A 25,864-nucleotide genomic window follows, 5' to 3' on the forward strand; every position below is an offset into this window, starting at 1 on the left:
CGTAGGGTGTGGGAGCGGGACTCGGAAGCGGCGATCGAATGTGGCGTCAGGCAGCGTCGCGATACTGGCCGGGCCAGCGGCGCGGCTTGATCTCGGCGAGTGCCTTGGCGATGGCCGCGATGTGCTCGGGCGTCGTGCCACAGCAGCCGCCCGCCACGTTCACGAGGCCGGCGCTCGCGAATTCCTTGAGCAGTGCCGAGGTATCGGCGGGCGTTTCGTCGAAGCCCGTGTCGCTCATCGGGTTCGGCAGGCCCGCGTTCGGATAGCACGAGACGTAGGTGTCGCAGAGCTTCGCAAGCTCGGCGATGTACGGACGCATGAGCGCCGCGCCCAGCGCGCAGTTCAGGCCGAACGTGAGCGGCTTCGCGTGGCGCAGCGAGTTCCAGAACGCTTCGACGGTCTGGCCCGAGAGAATGCGGCCCGAGGCGTCGGTGACAGTGCCCGAGATCATGATCGGCAGATTCTCGCCCGTGTCTTCGAAGAGCTGGTCGAGCGCGAACAGGGCGGCCTTGGCGTTGAGCGTGTCGAAGATCGTCTCGACGAGGAAGAGGTCGCAGCCGCCGTCCATGAGCGCCTTCGCCTGCACGTAGTACGCATGGCGCAGCTCTTCGAACGTCACGTTGCGCGCGCCCGGATCGTTCACGTCGGGCGAGATGCTCGCCGTTTTCGGCGTCGGCCCGATCGCGCCCGCGGCGAAGCGCGGCTTGTCCGGCGTGGAATACTTTTCGCATGCGGCGCGCGCGAGCTTTGCCGACTCGACGTTCATCTCGATGGCGAGATCGCCCATGCCGTAGTCGTCCTGGGCCACCGTGGTCGCGCCGAACGTGTTGGTCTCGATGATGTCCGCGCCCGCCGCGAGATACTGCTCGTGAATCTCGCTGATGATCTGCGGCTGCGTGAGCGAGAGCAGTTCGTTGTTGCCCTTGATATCGCGCGGGTAGTCCTTGAAGCGTTCGACGCCGCCTTTACCTCGATAGGCGGCTTCGTCGAGCTTGTAGCGCTGGATCATCGTGCCCATCGCGCCGTCGAGGATCACGATGCGCGAGGCGAGCAGCGCGGGAAGCGCTGCGCCGCGCGTGTATTTGGCGTCCCCGGCGGGGCGCGAGGCAAGGGCTGCGGGCTGGTTCATGGATCGCGGGCGGGCGTGGTGCCGGTTGAACTGGGAAACCCCACATTGTAGCCGCTGCGGCAACCCGCCGCTGCGGGCGGCGTCGCGTGCCGGCAACCGCTGTGGCGCGCGCCGGACGGCCAAAAGAAAACCCCGCCCGGCAAGCCGGACGGGGTTTCGTGTGAAGGACGCTGCGCGTTGAGTGCCGCGGGGTGCGCTAGCGTCAGTGAAGCACGACGGGTTGCTGCATGAGGCTGTCGAACTGTCCGAGGAATTCGTCGACTTCGTCGAGCGACTGGTCTTCGTCCATCAGCTTTTGCACGTCTTCGCGAAAACGTGCCGCCATCACGCCGTCGATGAAGATCTCGCGGCGCGCGTTTTTGTCGACGATCTCGTAGCCTCCTGCGCGCATCGCGCTGTGGCCGTCCTGCGGTGGGAACTCGACGACGCAATAGTTGGGACTGTTGTAGATCATTTGCATGGCGACACTCCTTTTTCCTGTGCTCCCTGACCTTCTCAGGTCAATACATGGAGCGTTCGTTCTGGAATTCAAGGGGTGGGTCCCGCATCACCTCTTATGTGGACTGCTCTCCCTTTTTTACTTCACTTCTCAACTGCGTCTGCTGCCACTGCCAAGATGCTTTTACTTCGAACTACTTAGACCAACTGTTTGAGAAACGTTTCTAGCAAAGCGGTGAAACGGTGCGACTCCTCTACCGGGGCCAGATGCGCGGCATCGAGCACCACGAAATGCGACCCTTCTATCGCTCTTGCAAGGGCCTGCGTCATGGCCATCGGCGTGCCGCTGTCGTGGCGGCCCGCGACTGCGAGCGTCGGCACGCGCAGTTGCGCGAGCCTCTTGTGCACGTCGAAATCGCGTAGCGCCTCGCAGGCCATCGCATAGCCTTCTGAAGGGGTCCGTAATAAAACGTCACAAATGCGCTCGACAGTCGGCGCATGCGCGTGCCGGAAGTCGGCGGTGAACCAGCGTGCCATCGTCGCGTCGACGAGCGCCCCGAGACCCTCGCTGCGTACTGTGGCGGCGCGATCGTTCCATGTTTCGCGTGCTTGTAGCGGCGTATGGCTCGCGGTGTCGCAAAGCGTGAGCGTCGTCACGCGTTCCGGATAATCGAGCGCGAACTGCTGCGCGATCATGCCGCCCATCGACATACCGACGAGATGCGCATGCTCGATGCCAGTGGCGTCGAAAAGCGCATCGAGGTCGGCGGCGAGATCTGCGAAGCCGAAGGATTCGCTCGCGACGGCGCTCGCGCCGTGGCCGCGCACGTCATAGCGCAGCACGCTGTGGCGATGGCGGAAATGTCCGGCGAGCGTGTCCCACACGCCAAGGTCGCCGCCCAGTTGGTGAATGAACGCCAGCGCGGGCCCACCGCTCCTGTCGTCGAAGACATAGTGCGTATCGATGCCGTTGACAGTCACTTGCATGGGTTCCTCCTTCGCCTTCCAGGCTGGGAGTCAAGCCGTTTGCGAGGTACTGCATGCACGCGATGCTGGTGGAGCAATCCGCGCGCCTGGAGCGCGCAGACGATGCGCGATGCGATGTTCGTTAGCTTGTGTGTCGCGTCCCTGTTTGCTGCGCTGTTTATTGTGCCGTGCCGATTTTGTCCGTCTTGTGCAGCGTTGTATCGGTTTGTTCGTGCTGGTCCGTTTGTCGGTCCGTTTGTCGGCCCGTTCGCTGGTCCGTTGTCTGCGCGCCGTGTCGTGCTGCCGTGTTTCGTCTGCTTGTTCTTTGGCCCTTCGTGTTGCGCGCGATGCCTTGCGATCCTTGACGCATGGCTCGAGTCCAGTATGCGCTATTCCGCGAATTTGTGTTGCGAAGCGGGCCGTCCGGATCGCGCGCTGCGTGCGCTTGCGCGCTCAGGGATGCTCGGGCGCCGGGCCTGGCGAAGCGGGCGACGGTTGCGCGTCGCCGGTGGACGGTGGCGGCGGTGCTTCGGCTGGCGTTTCTGTCTGCATATTGGCGGGCGGCGCCGGCTGCGCCGACGGTTGCGGTTCCGGCTGTGACGCAGCGGGCGCAGAAGCCGGCGCCGCTTCCGGCGTTGCGGATTGTGCCGAGGTTGTGTCGGATGCGGCGCCGGGCGTCGTGGCGGTCGCGGCCGCTGCGGAGTCGGGCGCCGGCGCGGGCGCGTTCGATGCGTCCGGCACCGTGAGCGCGCCACGCCACACCAGCTCGAACTGGTTGCCATTCGGTTCGGTTTGCACGAGGCGCACGGGCAACCAGCCGAGCGACTGCGCGAGCCACACGTCGATGCGCCGCTTGTCGCCCTCGCGGCGCGGCAGACGCATGAAGTGGCGCGCCGTGACATAGCCATGATCCGTGCTCACGGTTTCGTCGCCGATCGTGGTGATGGGCCAGGTCTCGCCGCTGTCGTTGTCCGCGACATAGAACTCGCGCGTGACGCCGGGCTTGTACGCGTCGGGGTCGCCGCGCACGAGGCTCGCGAGCTGCATCACCATGCTGAAGCGGTCCTGCGCGCCATCGGGCAGCGCAAGCGAATTGGGCGTGCGCGTGAAGACGATCTGCTTGTCGGTGCGGTTGAAAACCGTCACGTCCGAAGGACGATGGCCGCGCTTTTCGATGTACTGATCGGGCGCGAGGCCGAAGGCGTCCACGCGGCCCTTGCTTGTCCAGCTGAACTCGCCGACGAAAGGCAGCGGCACACGCACGATCATCTCGTAGCGCTGCCCGTCGCTCGACCAGTGGATCGTGCCGGGCTGATTGCGCACGCCGTTATAGAAGGTGTCGTACTGCAGCTCGCCCGATGGGGGCACCGAAAACTTCAGTCCATGCGAGGCCTGCGTGGCTTGCGCCGAAGGCTGCTTGCCGTTGCCCGGCGCGGTGCTGGCTGTCCCGCTGGTGCCGGCGGCGCTCGCGCTGGCTGGCGATGCGGCTGCGGGCGCGGACGCCGCCTGCGTATCCGGCGGCGAAGCCGGCGCTTTGGGGTGCGGTTTGGGCGGCGTCACCGCGTGCAGCGTATGCGGCTCGGCGGGCCTGGGCGCCGGTTTGGGCGCGGCATGCGCGGGCGCCGCCGCGGGGCCCGCGGGCTTGGCCTCGCGCTCGATGCGCTCGGGTTTGAGCAGCGCCACTTGCACCGGCACACGCACATGCGCGACAGGCGGCGGCGCGCCGTGATGCCGCTCGAACCATTCGGCCGCGAGCCAATGTAGCGCCGTGACCGCGACGAACACACCGACCCAGCGCCACGCGCGCAAGCGCTGCGGCGTGCGTGAGTCGGTGTCGAGGCGGTGTGCCTCGCGCGGGGCGGCGGGAGTGGACATCGGTGGTTCGTGGGTCGGTATCGGTCGTACGTTAATGTGACACAACCCGCCGGGTGCCTGCAGAAACGCAGACGCGCGCGAGCGGGGTCACATGTGTGCCGGCCCAGACATACAGCCCTCAGCGCGGCGTTGGACTGTACCCCAATTCGTACGACAGTTTTTCGGCGCACGCGCGCAGCGCGGTGTCCACTGCGCCGTTCCAGGCGATATCGAACGCGCCTTCGTGACCGAGCGCGATGAGCCCGAGCGCGAGTTCGCCGCTCGCGTCGAAGACAGGCGTGCAGAACGCGTGGATGGTCGGCAGCAACATGCCCTCCACGCGGGCTGCAGCATGCTCGCGAACTTCGGCGAGCGCCAGTTCGAGCGCTTCGGCCGTGCGCGGTGTCGAGCCGTACGAGTAGTGCTGTGCGCCCGCGAGTTCGCGCTCGATCATCGGGGCGGTCTTGCTGCGCGGCAGATAGGCGGCGAACAGCAGGCCGGTGGCGGAACTGAGCATCGGCATGACGTCGCCGAGCTTGAGCGATGCTTTCGCGGGGTGGCTCGACTCCAGCCAGTGCACGACGGTCGGCCCCTGGTTGCCCCACACGGCGATGCCCACGGTGATGTCGAGCGTGTCGCGCAATTCGGTGAGCGCGAGGCGCGCGAGCTTGACGCCGTCCACGCGCGCGAGGCGCGCGAGTCCGAGCTGCAACGCGAAGCCGCCCAGTTCGTAGCGCCCCGAGAGCGGGTCCTGCGCGACCACGCCGAGGCGCATGAAGCTCACGAGATAGCGGTGCGCCTTCGCCGGGCTCATGCCCGCGCGCTGCGCGAGGTCGCGCAGCATCATCGCGCGCGGCTCGCCGGTGAGCACTTCGAGCAGGCGAAAACCCACTTCGATCGACTGGATGCCCGAGCGCAGTTTTTCTTCGCCGGCTTCGGCGCCTTCCGGGGCGTCAGCGGTGTCGAGGGTGTCGGCGAGATCTTCGGCGTTCGTGGCGTCTGTGGCGCTCGCGCGCGGCGAGGCGGATCGGACGGTTGGCGGCATGGATGCGTTGTGGTGTTCAAACGTACGGCGACTGGGGGCATACGGCTCGCCCGCTTGGGGCCCGCCGATTCACCATCGTAGAATACATTTCCCTTATCGTCACTCACGTCTGATTCCATGAAACTTGCCACGCTCAAGGACGGCACCCGCGACGGGCAGCTGATCGTCGTTTCCCGCGATTTGCGCAGCGCCGCCATCGCCGACGCGATCGCACCCACGCTGCAGCGCGTGCTCGACGACTGGCGCTTCTACGCGCCGCAGCTCGCCGAGCTGTACGACGCGCTCAACTACGGCCGTGCGCGCAACGCGTTCAGCTTCGACGCGCGCGATTGCATGGCGCCGCTGCCGCGTGCGTACCAATGGGCGGATGGCTCGTCGTACGTGAATCACGTCGAACTCGTGCGTCGCGCGCGCGGCGCCGAGATGCCCGCCGAATTCTGGACCGACCCGCTCATGTACCAGGGCGGCAGCGACGACTTCATCGGGCCTTGCGACGACATCGTGTGCGCGTCCGAGGCGTTTGGCATCGACTTCGAAGCCGAAGTGGCCGTCGTGACCGGCGACGTGCCGATGGGCGTGAGCCCCGACGAAGCGTTGCGGGCCGTGCGGCTCGTCACGCTCGTCAACGACGTCTCGCTGCGCAACCTCATTCCCGCGGAACTCGCGAAGGGCTTCGGCTTTTTCCAGAGCAAGCCGGCCAGCGCGTTCGCGCCGGTGATGGTCACGCCCGACGAACTCGGCGAGCACTGGCGCGAAGGGCGCGTGCACCTGCCGCTCATCGTGCACTGGAACGGCAAGAAGGTCGGCCAGCCCGATGCCGGCACGGACATGGTGTTCCACTTCGGCCAGTTGATCGCGCACGCTGCGAAAACGCGCAATCTGCGCGCGGGCGCCATCGTGGGTTCGGGCACGGTCTCGAACAAGGACGCGAAGCGCGGCTACTGCTGCATTGCCGAGAAGCGCTGCCTCGAAATGATCGAAAGCGGGCAGGCGAGCACCGAGTTCATGAAGTTCGGCGACAGCGTGAAGATCGAGATGCTCGACGAAGCGGGCAAGTCGATTTTCGGCGCGATCGATCAGGCTGTGGCGTCGCTCCACGGCGAGCAATGACGCGCAAGCGCTGAAGGGTTTCGCCGGATGCCGCGCGCCACGCGTGCGGCTACACTGGCGAACGCCCTTTTTCTTCGAGCGCATCGGGGAGACCAGTCAAGGGACGAGCCGTAGAAGCACGCAGCATCCAAACGTAAAACGAACGACAAGGAGACACCGTGAACGCTTCTCGCCCCAGCCGTCTTGCTGTACGCATCGCCTCGCTCTTCGGTATCTGTGCGCCCACGCTTGCGCTCGCGCAGGTCAAGATCGGCCTCGTGCTTTCGCTCACGGGCCCGGCCGCCTCGCTCGGCATTCCCGCACGCGACACCGCCGCGATGTTCCCCACCGAGATCGCGGGTCAGAAAGTTCAGTACATCGTGCTCGACGACGCCTCCGACACGACCCAGGCCGTGCAGGACACGAAGAAGCTCATCGACGAACAGCATGTCGACGCGATCATCGGCTCGTCGATCACACCCAACTCGCTCGCGATGCTCGACGTGATCGCGCAAGGCGAGACGCCCACGATCTCGCTCGCATCGTCGGCGAAGATCATCGAGCCCGTCGACGACAAGCGCCACTGGATGTTCAAGACGCCGCAAACCGACGCGATGATGGCCGGTGCGATCATGGAGCACGCAGCCGCGCACAACGTGAAGACGCTCGCCTATATCGGCCAGGCCGACGCGCTCGGCGAGACGTTTTATGCCGAGATCGCGAAGGCCGCGCAGCAGCACGACATCAAGCTCGTCGCGAACGAACGCTTCAATCGCACCGATCCGAGCGTGACGGGGCAGGTCCTCAAGATCGTCGCGGCGCACCCCGATGCCGTCGTGGTCGGCGCGGCCGGCACGCCTGCCGCGCTGCCGCCGAAGGCGCTCAAGGAGCGCGGCTACAAGGGCGTCATCTATCACAACCACGGCGTGGGTAACCGCGACTTCCTGCGCGTGTGCGGCGCCGACTGCAATGGCACCTTCCTGCCCGCAAGCCAGGTGCTCGTGGCCGCGCAGCTGCCCGAGGACCAGCCCGGCCGGCGCCTCGCGCTCGACTATATTTCGCGTTACGAAGCCCGTAACGGCGCGGGCACCGTGTCGGCGTTCGGCGCGTACACGTGGGACGCGGGACTTCTGCTGCAGAACGCGATACCCGTCGCGCTCAAGTCGGCAGCGCCTGGCACGCCCGCGTTTCGCCACGCGCTGCGCGACGCGCTCGAAGCAACGCACGGACTGCATGACACCAATGGCGTCGTCAACATGAGCGCCACCGATCACCTCGGCCTCGACGCGCGAGCGCGCGTGATGGTCGAGATCCGCGACGGCAAGTGGGTGTATCAGCCGCACTGATGAGCGGCACTGCCATCGCTTTCACGTAATCAGCAATCCGAAGCAAAGGAGGTCCGCGCATGAACGATCCTTTTTATGCCCACTATCAGGCTCTGCGCGTGCGGCGGCACGAACACGGCATCGTCGAGATCGTGATGAGCGGCGAGGGCGCAAACAAGAGCAGTCTGGCGACCGCCGACGCCAACATGCACCGTGAACTGGCCGAGATCTGGCGCGACGTGGACCGCGATCCCGACGCGCGCGTCGCCGTGATTCGCGGCGAGGGCAAGGGCTTTTCGGCGGGCGGCGACCTGCAGCTCGTCGAGGACATGGCCACGCATTTCGACGTGCGCGCGCGCGTGTGGCGCGAGGCGCGCGACCTCGTCTACAACGTCATCAACTGCGGCAAGCCGATCGTCTCGGCGATGCACGGTCCGGCAGTGGGCGCGGGGCTCGTCGCGGGACTCCTGGCTGACATTTCCATCGCCACGAAAACGGCGCGCATCATCGATGGCCATACGCGCCTCGGCGTCGCGGCGGGCGACCACGCGGCGATCGTGTGGCCGCTGTTGTGCGGCATGGCGAAGGCGAAGTATTACCTGCTGCTGTGCGAGCCGGTGAGCGGCGAGGAGGCGGAGCGCATTGGCCTCGTCTCGCTCGCCGTGGACGAGAACGACCTGCTGCCGAAGGCGTTCGAAGTGGCGAAGCGCCTCGCCAACGGTTCGCAAACCGCGGTGCGCTGGACCAAGTACGCGCTCAACAACTGGCTGCGCATGGCGGGGCCGACCTTCGACACGTCGCTTGCGCTCGAATTCATGGGCTTTGCGGGACCCGACGTGCGTGAGGGCGTGCAGTCGCTGCGCGAGCGGCGTGCGCCGGAATTTCCGGGCGGCGATCCATTCTGACGCATTTTGGTTCGTGCTTTCTGCCGATTTCTGCTTTTACGCGCGCTATCATCGAAGAGATCGTTTCGTGCCGCCCACGCGCGCGCATTTGACCACCTATCTATGCGAGGGAGTTCCGCATGACCGACTCAGCAGGCACCATGCCGCCGTTCCCGGGCTTTCCAGGCTTTCCGCCCGCCGAAATGCTCGACCAGATGTGGGGGATGATGCGCCTCACGCCGTTCGGCGGCGCGTTCCCGGGGGGCGAGCCGGGCGTGGCGCAAGCCTTTGGCCCGCCGCTTTCGATGATGACCGACATGATGACGCCACTCACCAACATCGAGGAACTCGACAAGCGCATCACCGATCTGCGCGCCGTCGAGCAGTGGCTCAAGCTCAATCTCGGTATGTTGCAGTCCGCCATCCAGGCGCTCGAGGTACAGCGCGCTACGCTCACCACGCTGCGTGCGTTCGGCGCGTTCGCGCAGGCGCAGATGACCCCGACGCACGCCGAATCCGAAGCGCCGAGAACGGGCGCCGCGCGCGAGCGGGGCGCCGAGCCGGATGCCGCGAACGCAGGCACAGCACCCGAGGGCGCGGCATCCGCGCCGCCGGGCTTCGACGCGGGTTCGTGGTGGAATCTCGTGCAGGCACAGTTCAACCAGCTCGCGCAATTCGCGATGGCGCAGCCCGCCGCCGCGGCGCAGGCCGCGCAAGCGGCCGCCGAAGCGGTGAGCGAGGCGCAGGCGAAGACCGAAGCCGCCCCGGCGAAACGCAGCAGTACCGCCAAGCGGAGCAGCAACACCGGCAACGGCAATGGCAACAGCGGCGGCGCGGGCCGCAGCGTGCCGCGCGGCGCGAAGAAGGCGCCGGCACAGCCGGAATAAGGCGCGCGGCGTCACGTCACGAAGAACCGTCCTGCGGGACGCAACAGAAAGGCAACAGCAGGGCAACCGCGGGACAAAAGCTGAACAACAACGGGGAGCGTCGGCATCATGCGGCTTGCGCTCGTGATGATGGGCGGCGGCGCGCGTGCGGCCTACCAGGCCGGCGCCTTGCGCGCGCTTGCGGAGCTGGCCGGCCAGGCCGAGCCGGCGCGCCGTGCCATGCCCTTCACGGTGATCTGCGGCACCTCGGCTGGCGCGATCAATGCTACCTCGATCGCGAGTCACGCCGACCAGTTCGCGCACGGCGCGGCGCGCCTCGTCGACGTCTGGTCGGACATGCGCGCCAGCCAGATCTATCGCACCGACTGGCCCGGCGTCGCGGCTGCGGGCGCGCGCTGGCTCGCCGCGCTCGCGTTCGGCTGGGCCGTATCGAGCGTGGGCGCGCACGCCGCGCCACGCACCCTGTTCGACAGCACGCCGCTCGCGCGCATGCTCCCGCACGCGCTCAATTTCCATCGCATCGAACAGATGCTCGACGAGCGGCTACTCTACGCGCTCGCCGTCACGGCGCTCAGCTATTCGTCGGGGCGGCATGTCACGTTCTATCAGGCGTGCGAGCCGATTACCGCGTGGCGGCGCGCGCAGCGTACCGCGCGCATGGTCGCGCTCACGCCTGCCCATGTGCTCGCATCTGCTGCGATTCCGTACGTGTTCCCGGCCGTGCGTCTCGAACTCGACGGCCGTCACGAATATTTCGGCGACGGTTCGATCCGGCAGATCGCACCGCTCTCGCCGGCCATCCACTTCGGCGCGCAGCGCATCGTCGTGCTGGGCGCAGCGGCGCCCACGCCGGAGGTGCCCGCGGCGCGCCCCGACATCGACCGGTATCCGACGCTCGCGCAGATCGGCCAGCAGGTGCTCGCGAGCGTGTTCCTCGACTCGCTCGGCGCCGATATCGAGCGCATCGAGCACGTGAACCGCATGGTCCTGCAACTGCCGCATACGGTGGAGCCGGAGAGCGGCTGGCGGCATGTCGAGGTGCTCGCAATCGCGCCGAGCGAGCGTATCGAACTGATTGCCGCGCGCCACTTGCAGCAGTTGCCGCGCTCGGTGCGCATGCTGCTGGGGGCGATGGGCGGCAACCGCGCTTCGGGCGCGGCGTTCGCGAGTTATTTGCTGTTCGAGCGTGAATTCACCCGGGAATTGATCGAGCTGGGTTACCACGACACGCTCGCTCAAAGTGATGTTCTTTTGACTTGGCTCAAAGCTCCGACAGACGGTGCGATCATGGATTTCGGGGTGCGGCGGAACTGAAACATCGGCATGCTATTATTGTGTAAGGTTTTTCTGGTCATTTGTGGGAGTTGCGGGCGGCGTTGCGGCGCTTCGCCGCGCAGGTTCCGCGGCCTTGACGGGTGGGATGTCTGCCCATTGGAAAATCAGCCAGCAAGGTGTGGCAACAGGACGTCGAACGTGGGGTGCTAGAGTGCGGCATTGTGTCGCAGAGGCCCGCGGCGACGGCTCGCACGCCTCGCGGGTATCGGTGGTGATCAGCGGTATCAGGCGGCCGGGTTCAAGGAACGGAGCAGCTACCCAGAATCCACGACGGCGCCTTCATTCCGGTTGGCTGGATTGTCGTGGGGCAACGCGTGTTGCGTTCGCCGGTCTGCGATTGCGTCCAGAGGGCCGGATACCGCGTAAAATTAAATGCTTTTTGCCTGCGCGGCCGCGTTGTATGCGGGCACGCGGCACGCTACGAATTCGTCATGCGCGCGTTATGCGCAGATCAGGGGCGGGACTATGAACACGATGCTTTATCCGGAACTTTACAAATCGCTCGAATCGGTCCGATGGGACATGGAAAAGGACATTCCCTGGGACAAGTTCGATGCGTCGCTCCTTACCGATGAGCAGGCCGCGACCATCAAGATGAACGCGATCACCGAATGGTCGGCGCTGCCGGCCACGGAAATGTTCCTGCGCGACAACCATCACGACAGCGACTTTTCGGCGTTCATGAGCGTGTGGTTCTTCGAAGAGCAAAAGCATTCGCTCGTGCTCATGGAATACCTGCGCCGCTTCAAGCCGGAAATGGTGCCGACCGAAGAAGAGTTGCACGCCGTGCGCTTCGAGTTCGATCCGGCGCCGCCGCTCGAAACGCTCATGCTGCACTTCTGCGGCGAAATCCGCCTGAACCACTGGTATCGCCGTGCCGCCGAATGGCACACGGAGCCGGTCATCAAGGCCATCTACGAAACGATTTCGCGCGACGAAGCGCGTCACGGCGGCGCCTATCTGCGTTACATGAAGAAGGCGCTCACCAATTTCGGCGACGTCGCGCGCGCGGCGTTCGCGAAGATCGGCGTGCTGATGGCTTCGGCGCGCCGCACCGAAAAGCCGCTGCACCCCACGAACCTGCACGTGAACCAGGCGCTGTTCCCGCGCGACACCGTGCAGTCGCGCCTGCCCGACCCGGAATGGCTCGAGCGCTGGCTCGACGAGCAGATCCGCTTCGACGACGGCTGGGAAAAGAAGGTGATCGAGCGCATTCTGCACAACCTCTCGATCCTGTTCGAGCGCACGTTCACCACGGCACAGGAGCTGAACCGCTATCGCAAGGAAGTAGTGCAGCGCCTGCAAGCCGAGCAAGGCACGCAACTGCCGGCCTGACGCGCCGGGACATCTCGCGTGCGTGGCTGGTGGCGCGCCGCGACCGGGACGGCCCGAAGCGCTTCTCGCGTGACGGGCCGTTTTCATTGGCGCGCGTCTCAGCGGCTTGCCCTATGCGGCTTGACCCATGCGGCTTGCCCGATGCGATCCGCGCCTATTTTTTATCCGAGCCTCATTCCATGCCCGCTTCCTTCGAACGCAAGATCACGACCCGCGCGGCGCTCGCGCAACTGCGCGCCTCGCTGCCCGGCCCTGTAGTGTTCACCAATGGCGTCTTCGACATCCTGCACCGCGGACACGTCACCTATCTCGCCGATGCGAAGGCGCTGGGCGCCACGCTGATCGTCGGCGTGAACAGCGACGCTTCGGTGAAGATGCTCGGCAAGGGCGACGACCGCCCCATCAACAACGAGAACGACCGCATGGCGCTGCTGGCGGCGCTGGAGAGCGTGGACTGGGTCGTGCAGTTCGGCGAGCAGACGCCCGTCGAGCTGATCGGTGCCTTGCGCCCCGATATTCTCGTCAAGGGCGGTGACTACGACATGGACGCGCTGCCCGAGTCGGCGCTGGTGCGCGGCTGGGGCGGGCGGGCGCTCGCAATCGCTTTCGAGCACGACCGCTCCACGACGAAGCTGCTGCAGAAAGTGCGCGCGCAGGAAGGATCGAAGTAAGTTCCGGCGTCCGTCCGCACCGTGCGGCGGACGATGCAAAACCGGCCGCAGGCCGGGCCGCCCAAGGTTTGGGCGTGCCCAGCCTGCGGCCGGTTGCGTTTGAAGCGTGGCTTACTGCGTGAGGGTCGACGCCTGCACCGACGGATCCGCCACCGGGCCGCCGACGGTCGGCACGTCGGCTGACTCGGAGGGCCGGATTGCCTTCACCACCAGCCGCTCGGGGTGGATCTGCCGGTTCAGGTGCTGGGTTTCGCGCGTACCCGACGAGGGCGTCGGGCCGAACACGCCGCCAATGGCGGCAAAGGCCAGCCCGTTGGCGAGAATCAGAATGGCGATCAGCCAGCGCAGCATCGTGTGAAGCTCCTTCGAAATCGTTCGTTCAGTTTCAGGGCCAGATGTGGGCGGCGCGTGGGTCGCGCGCGTCTCAGGACTGCGCCGCGATGAGCGCGAGGCCCGACAGCACCAGCGCATCGTGGCGAGTATGCGGCACCTTGAGCGCCGCTGTCACTTCGGCCGCCGCGCCGCCGCTCACCACGAGCCGCACCGGCATCCTCCACGCATCCTGCAGATCGGCCCAGGCGCGCTCGATGAGCGCGGCCTGCGCGAGCGCACAGCCCGCCGAGATCGAGCTTCGCGTGTCGGTGGCGAAGGCGATGCCGGGGTGAGCAGCATTCGCCATGCCGCCGGCGACCACGGGCAGTTGCGCGGTGTGCTCGCCGAGCGAGCGCATCATGAGCGTGAAACCGGGCGCGATCATGCCGCCGACGAACGTGCCGTCGGCGCGCAGCGCTTCGAGCGTGGTGGCCGTGCCGAATGTCGCGATCAGGAGCGGCTCGTCCGGATACGCGGCGTGCGCGCCGATCATGCCGGCCCAGCGGTCGCTGCCGAGCGCGTCGGGCGTGGCATAGCTGTTCGTCACGCCGCACTGCTGCGCGCAGGCCCGCACCACGGTGCGCGAGAGGCCGGGCCAGTGCGCCTCCACCAGCGCGCCGAGGCGTTCGCCGACTGCCGCGCCCGCGACGTTCGAGATCCACGCGCCGGCGGGCCGGGGCAGCGTCGCCCAGTCTTCGCTTCCGGTTTGGCGTGCGGCCTTGGTGGATTGCGCATCGTCGTCGCGCACATGATCCATCGTTCCCGCGTGCAGGCGCGACCCGTCTGGCGCGACGAGCGCCCATTTGATCCGGCTGTTGCCTGCGTCGATCAGGAGGAAGGGGCCGCGGCTCATGCACCGCTGTCCGCGAGCCGCAGCGACACGTCGCCGGCCGTGACGGTCTCGCGCCCGCCCGGCGTATCGAGGAGCAACTGGCCGCGCTCGTCCACGCCGGCCGCCGTGCCGCGCAGCAGCTCCTTGCCTTGCTCGTAGATGGCGACCTCGCGGCCCGCGTACGCGTGGCACGCATTCCAGCGCGCCTGGAAGGGCGCAAAGCCCGCCGCGCCGAAGCGTTGCAGCGCGGCTTCGAGCGCGTTGAGTTCGGCGGCGAGCGTGTCGGTGAGGTTGGCGTTCGGCCACGCGCGCGACAGCGCCGTGGGCGTCGTGCCGGGCACGACCGCCGCGCTGCCGCCGGCGGCGTTGAGCGCCTCGACGCTGGCGGCGAGCGCATCTTCGCCGCGCACGTTCGTGCCGATGCCGATCACGACCGCCGTGGCGTCGGCGGTGGTCCAGGCGGTCTCCACGAGGATGCCCACCAGCTTGTCGCCTTCGAGCAGCACGTCATTGGGCCACTTGAGCGCGATTTGTCCGGGCGCGGTCACGGGCAGCGTGCGCAGGCCGTCCACCAGCGCCGAGCCGACGGCGAGGCTCAAGCCCGCAAGCCCTTCGATGGGGCGCGGCAGCACGCAGCCGATCGAGAACAGCAGCGCGTCGCCGGGCTGCGCGACCCAGGTGCGGCCGCGCCGGCCCCGGCCGGCCGTCTGCAGATAGGCCACGCGCACGATCGGGCGTGCGAGCGCGTCGCGCTGTTGCGGCAGCGCCTTCAGGCGCGCCATGAGGTCGGCGTTGGTCGAGCCGGTTTCCTCGACGATCTCGATGGGCCAGTCGTGTGCGGCCGGGCCGAACAGCGTGATCGCGCGGTTGCGGTCGATGCGCCAGTCGCCGGCGCTCGGAGTCTCGGGGGTGGGGGGCGTCGCGTTCATGTCTCATATTGTAGTGGCTGGGGCGCGGGTGGCAGCCCGCCACGCTGGTTTCGACCCGAAATGTGGGCAATCCACATGCCACCCACAGGCGGCCCACAGGTTATCCACGGAATCGTCCACAGGGTCGAAGGTGCCCGAAGGGATCGGAAGCTGACAATCACCACGCCGATTTCCGCGCAATTTGCTTAATCTTTAGGCAATTCACAGGCCGCCCACAGGCAGTCCACAAGTTATCCAGAGAGTTGCCCACAGTTCGCCTCGTGTCTGAAAGCCAACCGTGCGCTTTCGGACCGACGAAACGGGGCGCGTTCGCTACAATGTTTGCTCACCCCGTCCGTCGAGTGCTTACCCTTGAATCAAGACACGCCGCCCGGCCTTGAAGTCTCGGCCGGCACCCACGGAAAGACCGTGCGCCTGTCTGGCCAGTGGACAGCGCTCGCGCTCGCGCGCGACCGCGACCAGGGCGGTGCGGCGGTGCGTCTGCGCGCGCTCGCCGACGAGCGCATCGGCGAATGGGACCTCTCGGGCGTGGAGCGCATGGACCACGTGGGCGGCCAGGCGCTCTGGCGCGTCTGGGGCCACAAGCTGCCCACCGACCTCGTCGACCTCACGCAGACGCAGCGCGACATCTTCGAGCGCATCGCCCTGCTCGACTCGGTGCGCGAGCCGGCGGAGCGCATCGTGCGCATCGATCCGGTCACCCAGCTCGGCCTCGCGATCTTCTCGTTCTTCGACCACCTGTACGGCGGCATCGCCATGTTCGGGCGCGTGATCCTCGATCTGCTGCTCGTGGTGCGCAAGCCCAAGGTCACGCCGTGGATCGAGATTTCGGCGAACATCTACAACGCCGGCGCGCGCGCGCTGCCGATCACCGCGCTCGTCGCGTTTCTGATCGGCATCGTGCTGTCGTACCTCTCGGCGCAGCAATTGCGCCTGTTCGGCGCGAACCAGTTCATCGTCAATATCCTCGGCCTCGCGGTGATCCGCGAACTCGGGCCCGTGCTCTCGGCGATTCTCGTGGCGGGGCGCTCGGGCTCGGCCATCACGGCGCAGATCGGCGTGATGCGCGTGACCGAGGAACTCGACGCCATGCGCGTGATGGGCATCTCGCACGGCCTGCGCCTGATCCTGCCGCGGGTGATCGCGCTCGGCATCGCGATGCCGCTGCTCGTGATCTGGACCGACATCATTGCGTTGCTAGGCGGCGCGATCGCGGCGAAGATCGTGCTGGGCATCGACATTTCGTGGTTCATGCGCTCGATGCCCAGCGTCGTGCCGATCGCCAATCTGTGGATCGGCCTCGGCAAAGGTGTGGCGTTCGGCATGCTGGTGGCGATCGTGGGCTGTCACTTCGGCTTTCGCATCAAGGCGAATTCGCAGAGCCTGGGCGAGGGCACGACCACGTCGGTCGTCACGTCGATCACGATCGTGATCCTCGCCGACGCCGTGTTCGCGATCCTGTTCCAGAACGTGGGGCTTTCATGAGCACGACTGGCACGACGGTTACGACGATCGAGACGAAAACGACCGGCACGATCACCACGCCGCTCAAGGAGGTCGCGCAGGATCTGCCGCTGCCGGCCATCGGCGAGCCGGTGATCGAGGTCCACAACCTCTCGAAGCGCTACGGGCGCAACGTCGTCCATCAGCATCTGAACCTCGAAATTCGCCGCGGCGAGATTGTCACGCTGGTGGGCGGCTCGGGCTCGGGCAAGACCACGCTCGTGCGCCAGATCCTCGGGCTCGAGAAGCCGACCTCGGGCACCATCAAGATGTTCGGCGAGAACATCACGACCATCGACGCCGAGCGCGCCCGCCTCATGCGCACGCGCACCGGCATGCTGTTCCAGCAGGGCGCGCTGTTCTCGTCGCTCACGGTGTTCGACAACATCGCCCAGCCGGTGCGCGAACTCGGCAAGGTGCCGGCCGCCCTGCTGCGCGACATCGTGATGCTCAAGCTCGAAATGGTCGGGCTGCCGTGCAAGCACGCCTCGAAAATGCCGGCCGCGCTGTCGGGCGGCATGATCAAGCGCGTGGGCCTCGCGCGCGCGATCGTGCTGGAGCCGGAGCTGCTCTTTCTCGACGAGCCCACGGCCGGGCTCGACCCGCGCTCCTCCGACGAAGTGGTGGAGCTCATCAGCACGCTGCACCGGGCGTTGGGGCTCACGGTGGTGCTCGTCACGCACGACCTGGACGCCATGGTCGCGCTGTCCACGCGCGTGGCGGTGCTCGCCGAGCGCCGGGTGCTCGTGGCGGCGCCCGTGGAAGAGGCGGCGAGCGTCGATCATCCGTTCATCCGCGAGTACTTTCTGGGCATGCGCGGTCGCCGCGCGCTCCAGGCGCTGCCGCCCGAGCGGCGCGCAAAGCTGCCGCCGGCGGCGCTCGCTCCCGCAGCCGTGGGGTACAAGCCGTGGTAGGGCCCGCGCACGCCTCTATCCGGCCTGACCGGCTCAACCGGCGCGCCGCGGCCGCCAAAGAAGGAATCTGACGATGGAAAACAAACCGCATGCGTTCTGGGCGGGCATGTTCACGATAGGGCTGCTGATCGTGATCGCGCTCGTCGTCGTCTTCTTCAGCGCCGATCGGTCCGTGCGCGTGCCGTACGACCTCATTTCGCGCTCGAGCGTGACGGGCCTCTATCCGGACGCGGCGGTGCGGTTTCGCGGGATCGACGTGGGCAAGGTGCAGTCGATCAAGTTCGATACCCAGCATCCGGGCCAGATCCGCATTCGCATTCTCGTCGACCAGAAGGCGCCAATGACGCGCTCCACCTTCGGCTCGCTCGCGCTGCAGGGCGTGACGGGCATCGCGTTCGTGCAGCTCGACGACAACGGCGTGGACCTCTCGCCGCTGCATTCTTCGCCGGCGCGCGTGGCCGAGCTGCCGCTGCGCCCGGGCTTGCTCGACCAGCTCCAGCGCCGCGGCGACGCGCTCCTGCGCAAGCTCGACAACATTGCCGGCGACATCGACGCAATGCTCTCCGAGGACAACCGCAAACAGGTGATGCAGGCCGTGAACAGCCTGCAGCAGGCCGCGAGCAGCGTGAACGTGCTCGCCGGGCAGCTCGAGCCTGCCACGAAGCAGTTGCCGGGCGCGGTGGCGGAACTGCAGCACACGCTGCAGTCGACCAACACGCTGATCACGAGCATGAACCGCCCGGACGGCCCGTTCCAGACCAACCTGAACAAGGCCGGCACGGCGGCGGCCCAGGCGGGCGCGGCGCTCACCTCGATCGACGTCTCGATCCAGGACCTGTCGGCGCGCGTGGGCTACGACACGCTGCCGCGCGTCGACTCGCTCACCGACGACGTGCGCTCGGCCATGCGCGCGGTGGACCGCGCGGCGGGCACCTTCAGCACGAGCCCGCGCAGCGTGCTGTTCGGCGGCGCGCCGCAGCCGGCGCCCGGGCCGGGCGAGGCGGGCTTTGCGTGGCCGTCGGCTGCGGGGACGAAGTAGGCCGCGCCGCTGCCCGACGGCCTGACGCGGCACCATTCGATGCAGTTTCGCGCGGCGCATGCGCCGCGCGCCAAAGAAGGAAACGCAATGTCACGCACATCACGCCTGCCACGATCGATGCAACGCGCCGCAACCGCCGGCTCAGCCTGGCTGGCGGCGCTCGCGCTCGGCGCGCTGCTCGCCGCCTGTGCGAGCAATCCGGCGATCAACGAGGCTCGCTACGACCTCGGGCTGCAATCGTCGCAGGAAGCGCCAGGCGCTCAGGCCGCCTCCGCGGCGCCTGGCGCGCCGCGTGCCAGGCCGCTCCTGAAGGTGCTGGCCGTGAGCGCGCCGCCGCCGCTCGATAACGACGGCATCCTCTACCGGATGAATTTCGACTCGCAGCGCACGGCGCGCTACGCGAACAGCCGCTGGACGATGTCGCCGGCGCGCCTGCTAACGGAACACCTGCGCACGTCGCTCGGCGCACAAGCGACGGTGCTCGCGGGCGGCGACGCCGTGCAGGCGCCGATGCTCAAGGTCGAGCTGTACGAGTTCGAGCAGGTGTTCGAGAGCCCGACGCAAAGCGCGGGCGTGCTGGCGGCGCGCGCAACGCTCATGCAAGGCGGCAGGGTGCTGGCGCAGCGCTCGTTCGCCACGCGCGCGCCGGCGCCTACGCCGGACGCCGCGGGCGGCGTGCGTGCGCTGCAGGCGGCCAGCGACGATTTCGCCAATCAGGTGGGCGCGTGGCTGAGCACGCAGTCGTTCGCGGGCACGCCTTGAGGGGCATGGAGAGGCGTCGCGCGGTCACGATGCGCGGCGTGACATTGGGGGGCAAGGGCGGGATAGCGGCATGATCGAAGCGGGACGGCTCCGGCTGCGCGCCCCGCACGGCGGGCGGCGCGGGATGGACGGCGACGAGGGTGGTCAAGGCGGTGGCCAAAGCAACGGCCAGGGCGCTGGCGACGAACGCGGTGCGATCGCCAGCGGCGACACGCCCGCGCCCGCGTCATCAGCGTCATCAGCGTCATCAGCGTCAGCGTCATCGCCAGCCGCCGCGCGCGAGTCGCTGCCGCGCCAGGCCTCGACGCTCTCGCGCCAGGCGCTCGCGCTCTACACGGCGCTGATCGTTTATGGCTCGTGGTATCCGTTCACCGGCTGGCGCTCGCTCGGCCTCAGTCCCTTCGCCTATCTCGGCGATCCGTGGCCGCGCTACTGGACGGTGTTCGACATCGTCACCAACGTGCTCGGCTACATGCCGTTCGGCGCGCTCGTCGTGCTCGCGGCGTGGCCGCGCTGGCGCGGCTGGCTCGCGGTGCTGCTCGCCGCCATTGCGGGCACGCTGCTCTCGGGCGTCATGGAGGCCGTGCAGACCTGGCTGCCCACGCGCGTCGCGTCCAACCTCGATCTCGCCTCGAATGCGCTCGGCGCCTTGCTCGGCGCGCTCGTGGCGGCGCCCGCCACCGGCGCGCTGCTCGAGCGCGGCTTCCTGCGCCGCCTGCGCTTTCGCTGGTTCGAGCGCGACGCGGCCGTGCTGATGGTGCTCGCCGGGCTTTGGCCGTTCGCGACGATGTACCCCACGCCGCGCCTCTTCGGCCTCGGCGAGTGGGCGCGCGCGCTCTGGCAGCGCCTCGACGGCTCGATGCAGGACGCCGTGCTCGCCTGGACGCCCGCCGCCTGGCATCTGCGCTCGCTGCCCGACATGCTCGCCGCGCGCTTGCCCGATAGCGGCTGGGAAGCGATCGTCACGACGCTGAACCTGTTCGGCGCGGCGGCGTTTGCGACGCTCCCCATGCGCTCGCGGGCGCCGCGCGCGCGGCTCGTCATCGCGCTGATCGTGGTGACGCTCGTCGTCAAGGTCGGCGCGACCTTTCTGCAGTCGCAAAGCGGGCTGATCTTCGACTGGGCGACGCCGGGGGCGCTCGCGGGCCTCGTGTGGGGCACGCTGCTCGCGTTGCTCGCCTTGCGCCTGCCGCGCGCCGTGCGCGCCGCGGCGGCGACGCTCGCGCTCGCGGTGGCCCTCGTGTTCGTGAACGTGCTGCCCGTGAACCCGTACTTCGACGTCGTGCTCGCGGACTGGCGGCAGGGCCGCTACCTGCACTTCAACGGCCTCGCGCGCTGGCTCGCCTGGACATGGCCCTGGGCCGCGCTCGCGTGGACGGCGTTCTCGCTCGAACGCGCGTGGCTCGTGCGGCGCGCGCGCCGCGCCGCGAAGCGCGCTCGCCAGGACTGGTGAGCGCGCGCGGCGCTGGCCTGAGCGTTCACGCCGCGCTCGTTATAATCGACCGGATCGCCGCGCTGCCACGCTCGCGCGCCACGCAATCTATTGCCGCCAAGGCGGGCCAGACGCTTTCGGCAAGCCTGCGCTCCCTGCACGACACTCACCGGTGCCTCACGCCATGACCGATTCGTTCTACAAGTACCACGTCTTTTTCTGCCTGAACCAGCGCGACCCCGGCGCGGACCGCCCGAGCTGCGCGAATTGCAACGCCCAGGCCATGCAGGAATACGCGAAGAAGCGCGTGAAACAGCTGGGCCTCGCGGGCCCGGGCCAGGTGCGCATCAACAAGGCGGGCTGTCTCGACCGCTGCGAGGAGGGTCCGGCCGTCGTCGTGTATCCGGAAGGCACGTGGTACACGTATATCGACGAGAGCGACATCGACGAAATCGTCGTCTCGCATCTGCAGAACGGCCAGGTGGTCGAGCGCTTGAAGATCGATCGCTGATTGCCCCCATGCACGGCCAAACAGTACCCGTAAGGACTGCCGCACGATGAACGCCCAGACACAAAAATTCCAGATCGACGGTCCCGTCGGCAAGATCGAATGCGCGCTCGACGTGCCCGACGCCGGCACGACGCCGCGCGGCATTGCGCTCGTCGCGCATCCGCATCCGCTCTTTGGCGGCACGATGGACAACAAGGTTGCGCAAACGCTCGCGCGCACGCTGGTGCAGCTCGGCTACACGACCTACCGCTCGAACTTTCGCGGCGTGGGCGAAACGGCGGGCACGCACGACAACGGCATCGGCGAACAGGACGACCTGCTCGAACTCATCGCCCACATGCGCGCGCAACCGGGCCAGGCCGACGTGCCCCTCGTGCTCGCGGGCTTTTCGTTCGGCACCTTCGTGCTCTCGCACGTCGCAAAGCGCTATCTCGAAGCGGGCGGCGCGATCGAGCGCATGGTGTTCGTCGGCACGGCTGCGAGCCGCTGGGAAGTCGCACCCGTGCGCGACGACACGCTCGTGATCCACGGCGAACTCGACGACACCGTGCCGATTCTCTCGGTGTACGAATGGGCGCGTCCGCAGGAATTGCCGATCGTCGTGATTCCGGGGGCAGAACATTTCCTGCACCGCAAGCTGCATATCCTCAAGCGCATCATCGTCGAAGCGTGGCGCTGAAGCGTCGGCCCGCAGTCGGCCCCGCTGTTGGCCCCGCTGTCGGCCCCGCTGTTTCGGGGCCCGATGCAAGCCGTTCGTCACCACGCGTATGCCCGGCGAAATGCGTGAAAAATGCACGACAGGTATGCGCAAACGTGTGACTTAGCGAAAATTCGCCACGACGTGACGCGTATAATGTTCGCCAATTTTGTGTTTGCTGCGCCGCGACCGGCGCATGCACGGCACCCGCATTCCGGCTTTCACCGACCGTGCGCCGCATGGCGCGCTACGTTCATCCCGTCCCAATTCAGCCCGACCTGAACCTATGCGTTTTCTCTCCTCCGGCCAACCGTCTTCTTTCGTTCCTTCCTCCGTCGTTCGCAATGTCACGCTCGCAGCGCTGCTGCCCGCCACGCTCCTCGTGAGCGCGAGCGCGTTTGCCCGCACGCCCGCACCCGCCGGCGCGAAAGTGCAGGCACAGCCGCAGGCGCAGGTGTCTGCCGGCGCGGCCGCAGACCAGGTGCTTGGCGGCCTGCCGCCGCCCGCGGTGAACGCGCGCTCGTGGGTGCTCGTCGATGCAACGGCGAACCAGGTGCTCGCCTCCGGCAACGCCGATGAGCGCGTCGAGCCCGCATCGCTCACAAAGCTCATGACCGCGTACCTCGTGTTCGAGGCGCTGCAGACGAAGAAGATCTCGATGGACCAGATCATCGAGCCGAGCGAAGCCGTGCGCCGCGTGAAGAACGACGAGTCGCGCATGTTCATCGAAGCGAACAAGCCGGTCTCGGTGCATGACCTCGTGTACGGCATGATCGTGCAGTCGGGCAACGACGCGGCCATCGCGCTCGCCGAACTCGTGGGCGGCAGCGAAGCGAACTTCACCAACATGATGAACGCCGAGGCGCAAAAGCTCGGCATGACGCACACGCATTTCGCCGACGTGAACGGCATGCCCGACCCGAATCACTACACGACGGCCGGCGACCTCGCCAGGCTCTCCGCGCGCCTGATCCGCGACTATCCCGAGTACTACGAAATCTTCTCGGTCAAGGAATTCAAGTACAACAACATCAAGCAGCCGAACCGCAACCGCCTGCTGTGGATCGACCCGACCGTCGACGGTCTGAAGACCGGCCACACCGAAGCTGCGGGTTACTGCCTGATCGCATCGGCCAAGCGTCCGATCGCGGGCGGCGCCTCCCGCCGTCTCGTTTCGGTGATGATGGGCGAGCCGAAGGAACACGACCGCGTGCAGGACAGCCTGAAGATGCTGAACTACGGCTATAGCGCGTACGACACCACGCGCATCTATCAGGCGAACCAGGCCGTGGCGACGCCGCGCGTCTACAAGGGCACGCTCGACGCCGTGAAGGTCGGCGTGCAGAAGGATCAGTTCGTCACGCTGCCCAAGGGCGCCGCCGACAAGGCCAAGCCGCAGGTCGAACTCACCGGCCCGCTGATCGCGCCGCTCGCGGTCGGCCAGCAGGTCGGCTCGGCGAAGTTCGTGGGCGCGGACGGCAAGGTGCTCGCGCAGGTTCCGCTCGTCGCGCTCGAAGCCGTGCCGCAGGCCGGTGTCGTGGGCCGCGTGTGGGATTCGCTCATGCTCATGGTCAACAAGAAGAAGTCATGACGTCTGCTTCAGCGACCCAGGCGGGCGAGCCGCTCGTCTGGCTCAACGGCGAGATCACGCCGCTTGCCGAAGCACGCATTCCCGTGCTCGATCGCGGCTTCATCTTCGGCGACGGCATTTACGAAGTCGTGCCCGTCTATGCGCTCGCCGATGATGAAGGCACGGTGCGCGTGCCGTTTCGCATCGCACAGCATCTGGCGCGTCTGAAGCGCTCGCTCGAGAAGGTCGGCATTGCGAACCCGTTCGACGAAGCGGGCTGGCGCGCACTCGTCGCGCGTCTGATCGAGGCGAACGAAGCGGCGGGCGCGCTCGCGCGCGATGCGCACGCCAACATCTACGTGCAGGTGACGCGCGGCGTGGCGCCGCGCGGCCACGCCTTCCCGGCGGCGGCCACGCCCACCGTGTTCGCAATGGTCAATCCGCTCAAGCTGCCGGGCGCTGCGCAGCGCGAGCACGGCGTGCGCTGTGTGACCGCCGAAGACAAGCGCTGGCTGAATTGCGACATCAAGTCGACCTCGCTGCTCGGCAACGTGCTGATGGCGCAGCACGCGGCGGAAAACGACGCGTTCGAAACGATCCAGCTGCGCGACGGCTGGCTCACCGAAGCGTCGTCGTCGAACGTGTGGATCGTGAAGGGCGGCGCGCTCTTTGCGCCGCCGCGCAGCAACCGCATTCTCGAAGGCATTCGCTACGGCCTGATCGAGGAGCTGGCCGGGGAATGCGGCGTGCGCTTCGAAGCGCGCGAGATCGCCGAAGCCGAACTGCGCGAGGCGGACGAGATTCTCGTGACCTCGGCAACCAAGGAAGTGCTGGCGGTCGTCGCGCTCGACGGCAAGCCGGTAGGCGGCGGCAAGCCGGGCCCGGTCTACGCGGCGCTTCACGCGGCGTACCAGCGCGCGAAGCAGCGCGAGGCGCAGGCATGGCGCGCATCAGCCGCCGAGCTACAGGAAGTGGAGAAATGAACGTGACACAACAGGCAAACCACCCCGCAGCGAAAGAATCGCTGATCGAATTCCCCTGCGACTTCCCGATCAAGGTGATGGGCAAGACGCATCCGGAATTCCAGGACACCATCGTGACGGTGCTGCGCGAATTCGACGGCGGTTTCGACGCCACGACCATCGAGACGCGTCCGTCGAGCGGCGGCAACTACACGGGCCTCACCGTGACGGTGCGCGCCACGAGCCAGGCGCATCTCGACGACATCTATCGGGCCCTCACCGGGCACCCGATGGTGAAGATCGTGCTGTAAGCGGGCAGAAGGCGTTCGCATGAAAAGGGCCGCAACGTGCGGCCCTTTTTGCATCCGGCGCCCACCCAGTGGGTCGTCAGGGCATGTCGCCCACGCGCGCGCGCTGCGCCGCGGCGGCCGCCGTCATCAGCGGACCGGCTTCGCACGCGTCCTCGTAGAGCCGCCGAAAGCGCGCGACCTCGTCGAACACCCAGTCGCGAAACGCCTGCACGCGCTCGGTCTGCATGCGTTGCGGCGGGCAGATGAAGTAGTAGCGCCACGGGCTCGGACCGTCGATGTCCTTGAAAAGGCGCACGAGGCGCCCGAGCGTGATCTCGTGCATGGCGAGCGAGCGGCGCACGAGCGCGATGCCCTGGCCGTCCATGGCCGCCTGAAGCAGGTTCGACGAATCCTGGTAGAGCACGCCGCGCTTCGGTTCCGGCATGTCCTGGAGGCCTGCGGCGTCGAACCACGGCCGCCAGAGTTCGTCGTCCGAGCGCAGCAGCGGCAGCTTCGCGAGTTCGCGCGGGTCGGTGGGCAGATTGCCGCCGTTGAAATCGGGCGAGCAGGCGGGAAAGAAGATTTCGTCGAGCAGCAACTCGGCATGCAGCCCCGGATAGTGCCCGTAGCCGAAGCGGATGGCGACATCGACGTCGTCGCGCGCGAAGTCGGTGAGCGAATTCGTCGATTGCAGTTCGACGTCCCACTGCGGATGCGCCTCGATGAAGCGGCCGATGCGCGGCGTGACCCAGCGCGCCGCGAACGACGACAGCATCGAAACCACGAGCCGCCGGTCGCGGTCGCCGGCGCGGATCTCCTGGGTGGCGTGCGCGAGCTGGTTGAGCGCGTCGCGCACCTGGCCGGCGTAGCGGCGGCCGGTGTCGGTCACGCGCACGCGTTTGCCGTCGCGGGCGAAGAGCGCCACGCCGAGTTCCGCTTCGAGCGCGCGGATCTGGTGGCTCACGGCGCCGTGCGTGACGAAGAGTTCGTCGGCGGCGCGCGAGAAGCTCTCGTGGCGGGCGGCGGCTTCGAAGGCCTTGAGCGCATTCAGCGCGGGTAGCTGACGCAGATCCATATCGTATTTTTTCTCACA

General features: G+C 67.4%; 26 protein-coding genes. 17 read left to right on the plus strand and 9 right to left on the minus strand.

Features of this window, described 5'->3' with window-relative positions:
- Nucleotides 1–46: 46 nt before the first annotated feature.
- The 5 genes from AB4Y35_RS08915 to AB4Y35_RS08935 form a co-directional block, all read right to left on the minus strand.
- Nucleotides 47–1,129 carry a homocysteine S-methyltransferase family protein gene (locus AB4Y35_RS08915; RefSeq protein ID WP_368704146.1) on the minus strand — a complete coding sequence of 361 codons (1,083 nt, stop codon included), beginning with the start codon at nucleotides 1,127–1,129 and terminating at the stop codon, nucleotides 47–49.
- A 202-nt stretch (nucleotides 1,130–1,331) separates the two neighbouring features.
- Nucleotides 1,332–1,589 carry a DUF3567 domain-containing protein gene (locus tag AB4Y35_RS08920; protein ID WP_028201771.1) on the minus strand — a complete coding sequence of 86 codons (258 nt, stop codon included), beginning with the start codon at nucleotides 1,587–1,589 and terminating at the stop codon, nucleotides 1,332–1,334.
- Between the two features lie 176 nt (nucleotides 1,590–1,765).
- Nucleotides 1,766–2,554: a 3-oxoadipate enol-lactonase gene (gene pcaD, locus AB4Y35_RS08925; protein ID WP_368704147.1), complete on the minus strand. Its 789-nt coding sequence runs from the start codon at nucleotides 2,552–2,554 to the stop codon at nucleotides 1,766–1,768.
- A gap of 432 nt (nucleotides 2,555–2,986) precedes the next feature.
- On the minus strand, nucleotides 2,987–4,408 hold the full coding sequence (locus AB4Y35_RS08930) for a DUF3108 domain-containing protein (RefSeq protein WP_368704148.1): 1,422 nt from the start codon (nucleotides 4,406–4,408) through the stop codon (nucleotides 2,987–2,989).
- Nucleotides 4,409–4,526: 118 nt separating this feature from the next.
- Entirely contained in the window at nucleotides 4,527–5,432 is a 906-nt protein-coding gene (locus AB4Y35_RS08935; protein ID WP_368704149.1) for an IclR family transcriptional regulator, read from the minus strand.
- A 117-nt stretch (nucleotides 5,433–5,549) separates the two neighbouring features.
- Between AB4Y35_RS08935 and AB4Y35_RS08940 the strand changes: the two genes are divergently transcribed.
- The 7 genes from AB4Y35_RS08940 to rfaE2 all read left to right on the plus strand — a co-directional run bounded on the left by AB4Y35_RS08940 (nucleotide 5,550) and on the right by rfaE2 (nucleotide 12,958).
- On the plus strand, nucleotides 5,550–6,542 hold the full coding sequence (locus AB4Y35_RS08940) for a fumarylacetoacetate hydrolase family protein (protein ID WP_368704150.1): 993 nt from the start codon (nucleotides 5,550–5,552) through the stop codon (nucleotides 6,540–6,542).
- Between the two features lie 194 nt (nucleotides 6,543–6,736).
- Nucleotides 6,737–7,867 (plus strand): ABC transporter substrate-binding protein, encoded by a 1,131-nt coding sequence (locus tag AB4Y35_RS08945; RefSeq protein ID WP_368704635.1) that lies wholly within the window; start codon nucleotides 6,737–6,739, stop codon nucleotides 7,865–7,867.
- A gap of 59 nt (nucleotides 7,868–7,926) precedes the next feature.
- The gene (locus AB4Y35_RS08950) at nucleotides 7,927–8,751 is read left to right on the plus strand and encodes an enoyl-CoA hydratase/isomerase family protein (protein WP_368704151.1); all 825 of its coding nucleotides are present in this window, start codon (nucleotides 7,927–7,929) and stop codon (nucleotides 8,749–8,751) included.
- A 119-nt stretch (nucleotides 8,752–8,870) separates the two neighbouring features.
- Nucleotides 8,871–9,617, plus strand: a complete 747-nt coding sequence (locus AB4Y35_RS08955; protein WP_368704152.1) for a PhaM family polyhydroxyalkanoate granule multifunctional regulatory protein — start codon at nucleotides 8,871–8,873, stop codon at nucleotides 9,615–9,617.
- 108 nt (nucleotides 9,618–9,725) lie between these two features.
- Entirely contained in the window at nucleotides 9,726–10,931 is a 1,206-nt protein-coding gene (locus AB4Y35_RS08960; protein ID WP_368704153.1) for a patatin-like phospholipase family protein, read from the plus strand.
- 486 nt (nucleotides 10,932–11,417) lie between these two features.
- Nucleotides 11,418–12,287 (plus strand): ferritin-like domain-containing protein, encoded by an 870-nt coding sequence (locus AB4Y35_RS08965; protein ID WP_368704154.1) that lies wholly within the window; start codon nucleotides 11,418–11,420, stop codon nucleotides 12,285–12,287.
- Nucleotides 12,288–12,466: 179 nt separating this feature from the next.
- The gene (gene rfaE2, locus AB4Y35_RS08970; RefSeq protein ID WP_368704155.1) at nucleotides 12,467–12,958 is read left to right on the plus strand and encodes a D-glycero-beta-D-manno-heptose 1-phosphate adenylyltransferase; all 492 of its coding nucleotides are present in this window, start codon (nucleotides 12,467–12,469) and stop codon (nucleotides 12,956–12,958) included.
- 111 nt (nucleotides 12,959–13,069) lie between these two features.
- Here the strand turns inward: rfaE2 and AB4Y35_RS08975 are convergent, their stop codons facing one another.
- From AB4Y35_RS08975 to AB4Y35_RS08985, 3 genes are all read right to left on the minus strand, one after another.
- Nucleotides 13,070–13,309 carry a hypothetical protein gene (locus AB4Y35_RS08975; protein WP_133185352.1) on the minus strand — a complete coding sequence of 80 codons (240 nt, stop codon included), beginning with the start codon at nucleotides 13,307–13,309 and terminating at the stop codon, nucleotides 13,070–13,072.
- A 73-nt stretch (nucleotides 13,310–13,382) separates the two neighbouring features.
- On the minus strand, nucleotides 13,383–14,183 hold the full coding sequence (locus AB4Y35_RS08980) for a type III pantothenate kinase (protein ID WP_368692514.1): 801 nt from the start codon (nucleotides 14,181–14,183) through the stop codon (nucleotides 13,383–13,385).
- Nucleotides 14,180–15,091: a biotin--[acetyl-CoA-carboxylase] ligase gene (locus AB4Y35_RS08985; RefSeq protein WP_368692515.1), complete on the minus strand. Its 912-nt coding sequence runs from the start codon at nucleotides 15,089–15,091 to the stop codon at nucleotides 14,180–14,182. Before AB4Y35_RS08985 ends, AB4Y35_RS08980 begins: the two co-directional genes overlap by 4 nt.
- Before the next feature lie 351 nt (nucleotides 15,092–15,442).
- On the opposite strand from AB4Y35_RS08985, the gene AB4Y35_RS08990 reads away from it, so the two are divergent.
- The 10 genes from AB4Y35_RS08990 (at nucleotide 15,443) to AB4Y35_RS09035 (ending at nucleotide 24,792) form a co-directional block, all read left to right on the plus strand.
- The gene (locus AB4Y35_RS08990; protein ID WP_368704156.1) at nucleotides 15,443–16,576 is read left to right on the plus strand and encodes an MlaE family ABC transporter permease; all 1,134 of its coding nucleotides are present in this window, start codon (nucleotides 15,443–15,445) and stop codon (nucleotides 16,574–16,576) included.
- Nucleotides 16,573–17,508, plus strand: coding sequence for an ABC transporter ATP-binding protein (locus tag AB4Y35_RS08995; protein ID WP_368704157.1), 936 nt, complete (start codon nucleotides 16,573–16,575; stop codon nucleotides 17,506–17,508). Before AB4Y35_RS08990 ends, AB4Y35_RS08995 begins: the two co-directional genes overlap by 4 nt.
- A gap of 73 nt (nucleotides 17,509–17,581) precedes the next feature.
- The gene (locus AB4Y35_RS09000; protein WP_368704158.1) at nucleotides 17,582–18,547 is read left to right on the plus strand and encodes an MlaD family protein; all 966 of its coding nucleotides are present in this window, start codon (nucleotides 17,582–17,584) and stop codon (nucleotides 18,545–18,547) included.
- A gap of 87 nt (nucleotides 18,548–18,634) precedes the next feature.
- Nucleotides 18,635–19,309 carry an ABC-type transport auxiliary lipoprotein family protein gene (locus tag AB4Y35_RS09005; RefSeq protein ID WP_368704159.1) on the plus strand — a complete coding sequence of 225 codons (675 nt, stop codon included), beginning with the start codon at nucleotides 18,635–18,637 and terminating at the stop codon, nucleotides 19,307–19,309.
- A 70-nt stretch (nucleotides 19,310–19,379) separates the two neighbouring features.
- Nucleotides 19,380–20,762: a VanZ family protein gene (locus tag AB4Y35_RS09010; protein WP_368704160.1), complete on the plus strand. Its 1,383-nt coding sequence runs from the start codon at nucleotides 19,380–19,382 to the stop codon at nucleotides 20,760–20,762.
- A 163-nt stretch (nucleotides 20,763–20,925) separates the two neighbouring features.
- Entirely contained in the window at nucleotides 20,926–21,252 is a 327-nt protein-coding gene (locus tag AB4Y35_RS09015; protein ID WP_069265095.1) for a ferredoxin, read from the plus strand.
- A gap of 46 nt (nucleotides 21,253–21,298) precedes the next feature.
- A complete protein-coding gene (locus tag AB4Y35_RS09020; protein ID WP_368704161.1) occupies nucleotides 21,299–21,931 on the plus strand; it encodes an alpha/beta hydrolase in 633 nt (210 codons plus the stop codon).
- A gap of 304 nt (nucleotides 21,932–22,235) precedes the next feature.
- Complete coding sequence (locus AB4Y35_RS09025) at nucleotides 22,236–23,540, plus strand: D-alanyl-D-alanine carboxypeptidase family protein (protein ID WP_368704162.1); 1,305 nt, start codon at nucleotides 22,236–22,238, stop codon at nucleotides 23,538–23,540.
- Nucleotides 23,537–24,502, plus strand: a complete 966-nt coding sequence (locus tag AB4Y35_RS09030; RefSeq protein ID WP_368704163.1) for a D-amino acid aminotransferase — start codon at nucleotides 23,537–23,539, stop codon at nucleotides 24,500–24,502. The genes AB4Y35_RS09025 and AB4Y35_RS09030 overlap by 4 nt, the downstream gene beginning before the upstream one ends.
- Entirely contained in the window at nucleotides 24,499–24,792 is a 294-nt protein-coding gene (locus AB4Y35_RS09035) for a DUF493 family protein (RefSeq protein WP_368692523.1), read from the plus strand. The genes AB4Y35_RS09030 and AB4Y35_RS09035 overlap by 4 nt, the downstream gene beginning before the upstream one ends.
- A gap of 76 nt (nucleotides 24,793–24,868) precedes the next feature.
- On the opposite strand, the gene AB4Y35_RS09040 is transcribed toward AB4Y35_RS09035, so the two are convergent.
- A complete protein-coding gene (locus AB4Y35_RS09040) occupies nucleotides 24,869–25,846 on the minus strand; it encodes a transcriptional regulator GcvA (RefSeq protein WP_368704164.1) in 978 nt (325 codons plus the stop codon).
- Nucleotides 25,847–25,864 lie beyond the last annotated feature (18 nt).

The organism is Paraburkholderia sp. EG286A (assembly GCF_040965375.1).
Lineage (GTDB): Bacteria > Pseudomonadota > Gammaproteobacteria > Burkholderiales > Burkholderiaceae > Paraburkholderia.

Excerpts from the sequence above, each read along its gene's own strand:
- AB4Y35_RS08955 (WP_368704152.1), top strand. The coding sequence starts at position 8,871 with ATGACCGACTCAGCAGGCACCATGCCGCCGTTCCCGGGCTTTCCAGGC.
- AB4Y35_RS08920 (WP_028201771.1), bottom strand. The coding sequence starts at position 1,589 with ATGCAAATGATCTACAACAGTCCCAACTATTGCGTCGTCGAGTTCCCA.
- AB4Y35_RS08975 (WP_133185352.1), bottom strand. The coding sequence starts at position 13,309 with ATGCTGCGCTGGCTGATCGCCATTCTGATTCTCGCCAACGGGCTGGCC.
- AB4Y35_RS08965 (WP_368704154.1), top strand. The coding sequence starts at position 11,418 with ATGAACACGATGCTTTATCCGGAACTTTACAAATCGCTCGAATCGGTC.
- AB4Y35_RS09020 (WP_368704161.1), top strand. The coding sequence starts at position 21,299 with ATGAACGCCCAGACACAAAAATTCCAGATCGACGGTCCCGTCGGCAAG.
- AB4Y35_RS09000 (WP_368704158.1), top strand. The coding sequence starts at position 17,582 with ATGGAAAACAAACCGCATGCGTTCTGGGCGGGCATGTTCACGATAGGG.
- AB4Y35_RS09030 (WP_368704163.1), top strand. The coding sequence starts at position 23,537 with ATGACGTCTGCTTCAGCGACCCAGGCGGGCGAGCCGCTCGTCTGGCTC.
- AB4Y35_RS09005 (WP_368704159.1), top strand. The coding sequence starts at position 18,635 with ATGTCACGCACATCACGCCTGCCACGATCGATGCAACGCGCCGCAACC.
- AB4Y35_RS08985 (WP_368692515.1), bottom strand. The coding sequence starts at position 15,091 with ATGAACGCGACGCCCCCCACCCCCGAGACTCCGAGCGCCGGCGACTGG.
- AB4Y35_RS08950 (WP_368704151.1), top strand. The coding sequence starts at position 7,927 with ATGAACGATCCTTTTTATGCCCACTATCAGGCTCTGCGCGTGCGGCGG.
- rfaE2 (WP_368704155.1), top strand. The coding sequence starts at position 12,467 with ATGCCCGCTTCCTTCGAACGCAAGATCACGACCCGCGCGGCGCTCGCG.
- AB4Y35_RS09035 (WP_368692523.1), top strand. The coding sequence starts at position 24,499 with ATGAACGTGACACAACAGGCAAACCACCCCGCAGCGAAAGAATCGCTG.
- AB4Y35_RS08935 (WP_368704149.1), bottom strand. The coding sequence starts at position 5,432 with ATGCCGCCAACCGTCCGATCCGCCTCGCCGCGCGCGAGCGCCACAGAC.
- AB4Y35_RS08980 (WP_368692514.1), bottom strand. The coding sequence starts at position 14,183 with ATGAGCCGCGGCCCCTTCCTCCTGATCGACGCAGGCAACAGCCGGATC.
- AB4Y35_RS08940 (WP_368704150.1), top strand. The coding sequence starts at position 5,550 with ATGAAACTTGCCACGCTCAAGGACGGCACCCGCGACGGGCAGCTGATC.
- AB4Y35_RS09040 (WP_368704164.1), bottom strand. The coding sequence starts at position 25,846 with ATGGATCTGCGTCAGCTACCCGCGCTGAATGCGCTCAAGGCCTTCGAA.
- AB4Y35_RS08930 (WP_368704148.1), bottom strand. The coding sequence starts at position 4,408 with ATGTCCACTCCCGCCGCCCCGCGCGAGGCACACCGCCTCGACACCGAC.
- pcaD (WP_368704147.1), bottom strand. The coding sequence starts at position 2,554 with ATGCAAGTGACTGTCAACGGCATCGATACGCACTATGTCTTCGACGAC.
- AB4Y35_RS08960 (WP_368704153.1), top strand. The coding sequence starts at position 9,726 with ATGCGGCTTGCGCTCGTGATGATGGGCGGCGGCGCGCGTGCGGCCTAC.
- AB4Y35_RS09015 (WP_069265095.1), top strand. The coding sequence starts at position 20,926 with ATGACCGATTCGTTCTACAAGTACCACGTCTTTTTCTGCCTGAACCAG.
- AB4Y35_RS09025 (WP_368704162.1), top strand. The coding sequence starts at position 22,236 with ATGCGTTTTCTCTCCTCCGGCCAACCGTCTTCTTTCGTTCCTTCCTCC.
- AB4Y35_RS08995 (WP_368704157.1), top strand. The coding sequence starts at position 16,573 with ATGAGCACGACTGGCACGACGGTTACGACGATCGAGACGAAAACGACC.
- AB4Y35_RS08915 (WP_368704146.1), bottom strand. The coding sequence starts at position 1,129 with ATGAACCAGCCCGCAGCCCTTGCCTCGCGCCCCGCCGGGGACGCCAAA.
- AB4Y35_RS09010 (WP_368704160.1), top strand. The coding sequence starts at position 19,380 with ATGATCGAAGCGGGACGGCTCCGGCTGCGCGCCCCGCACGGCGGGCGG.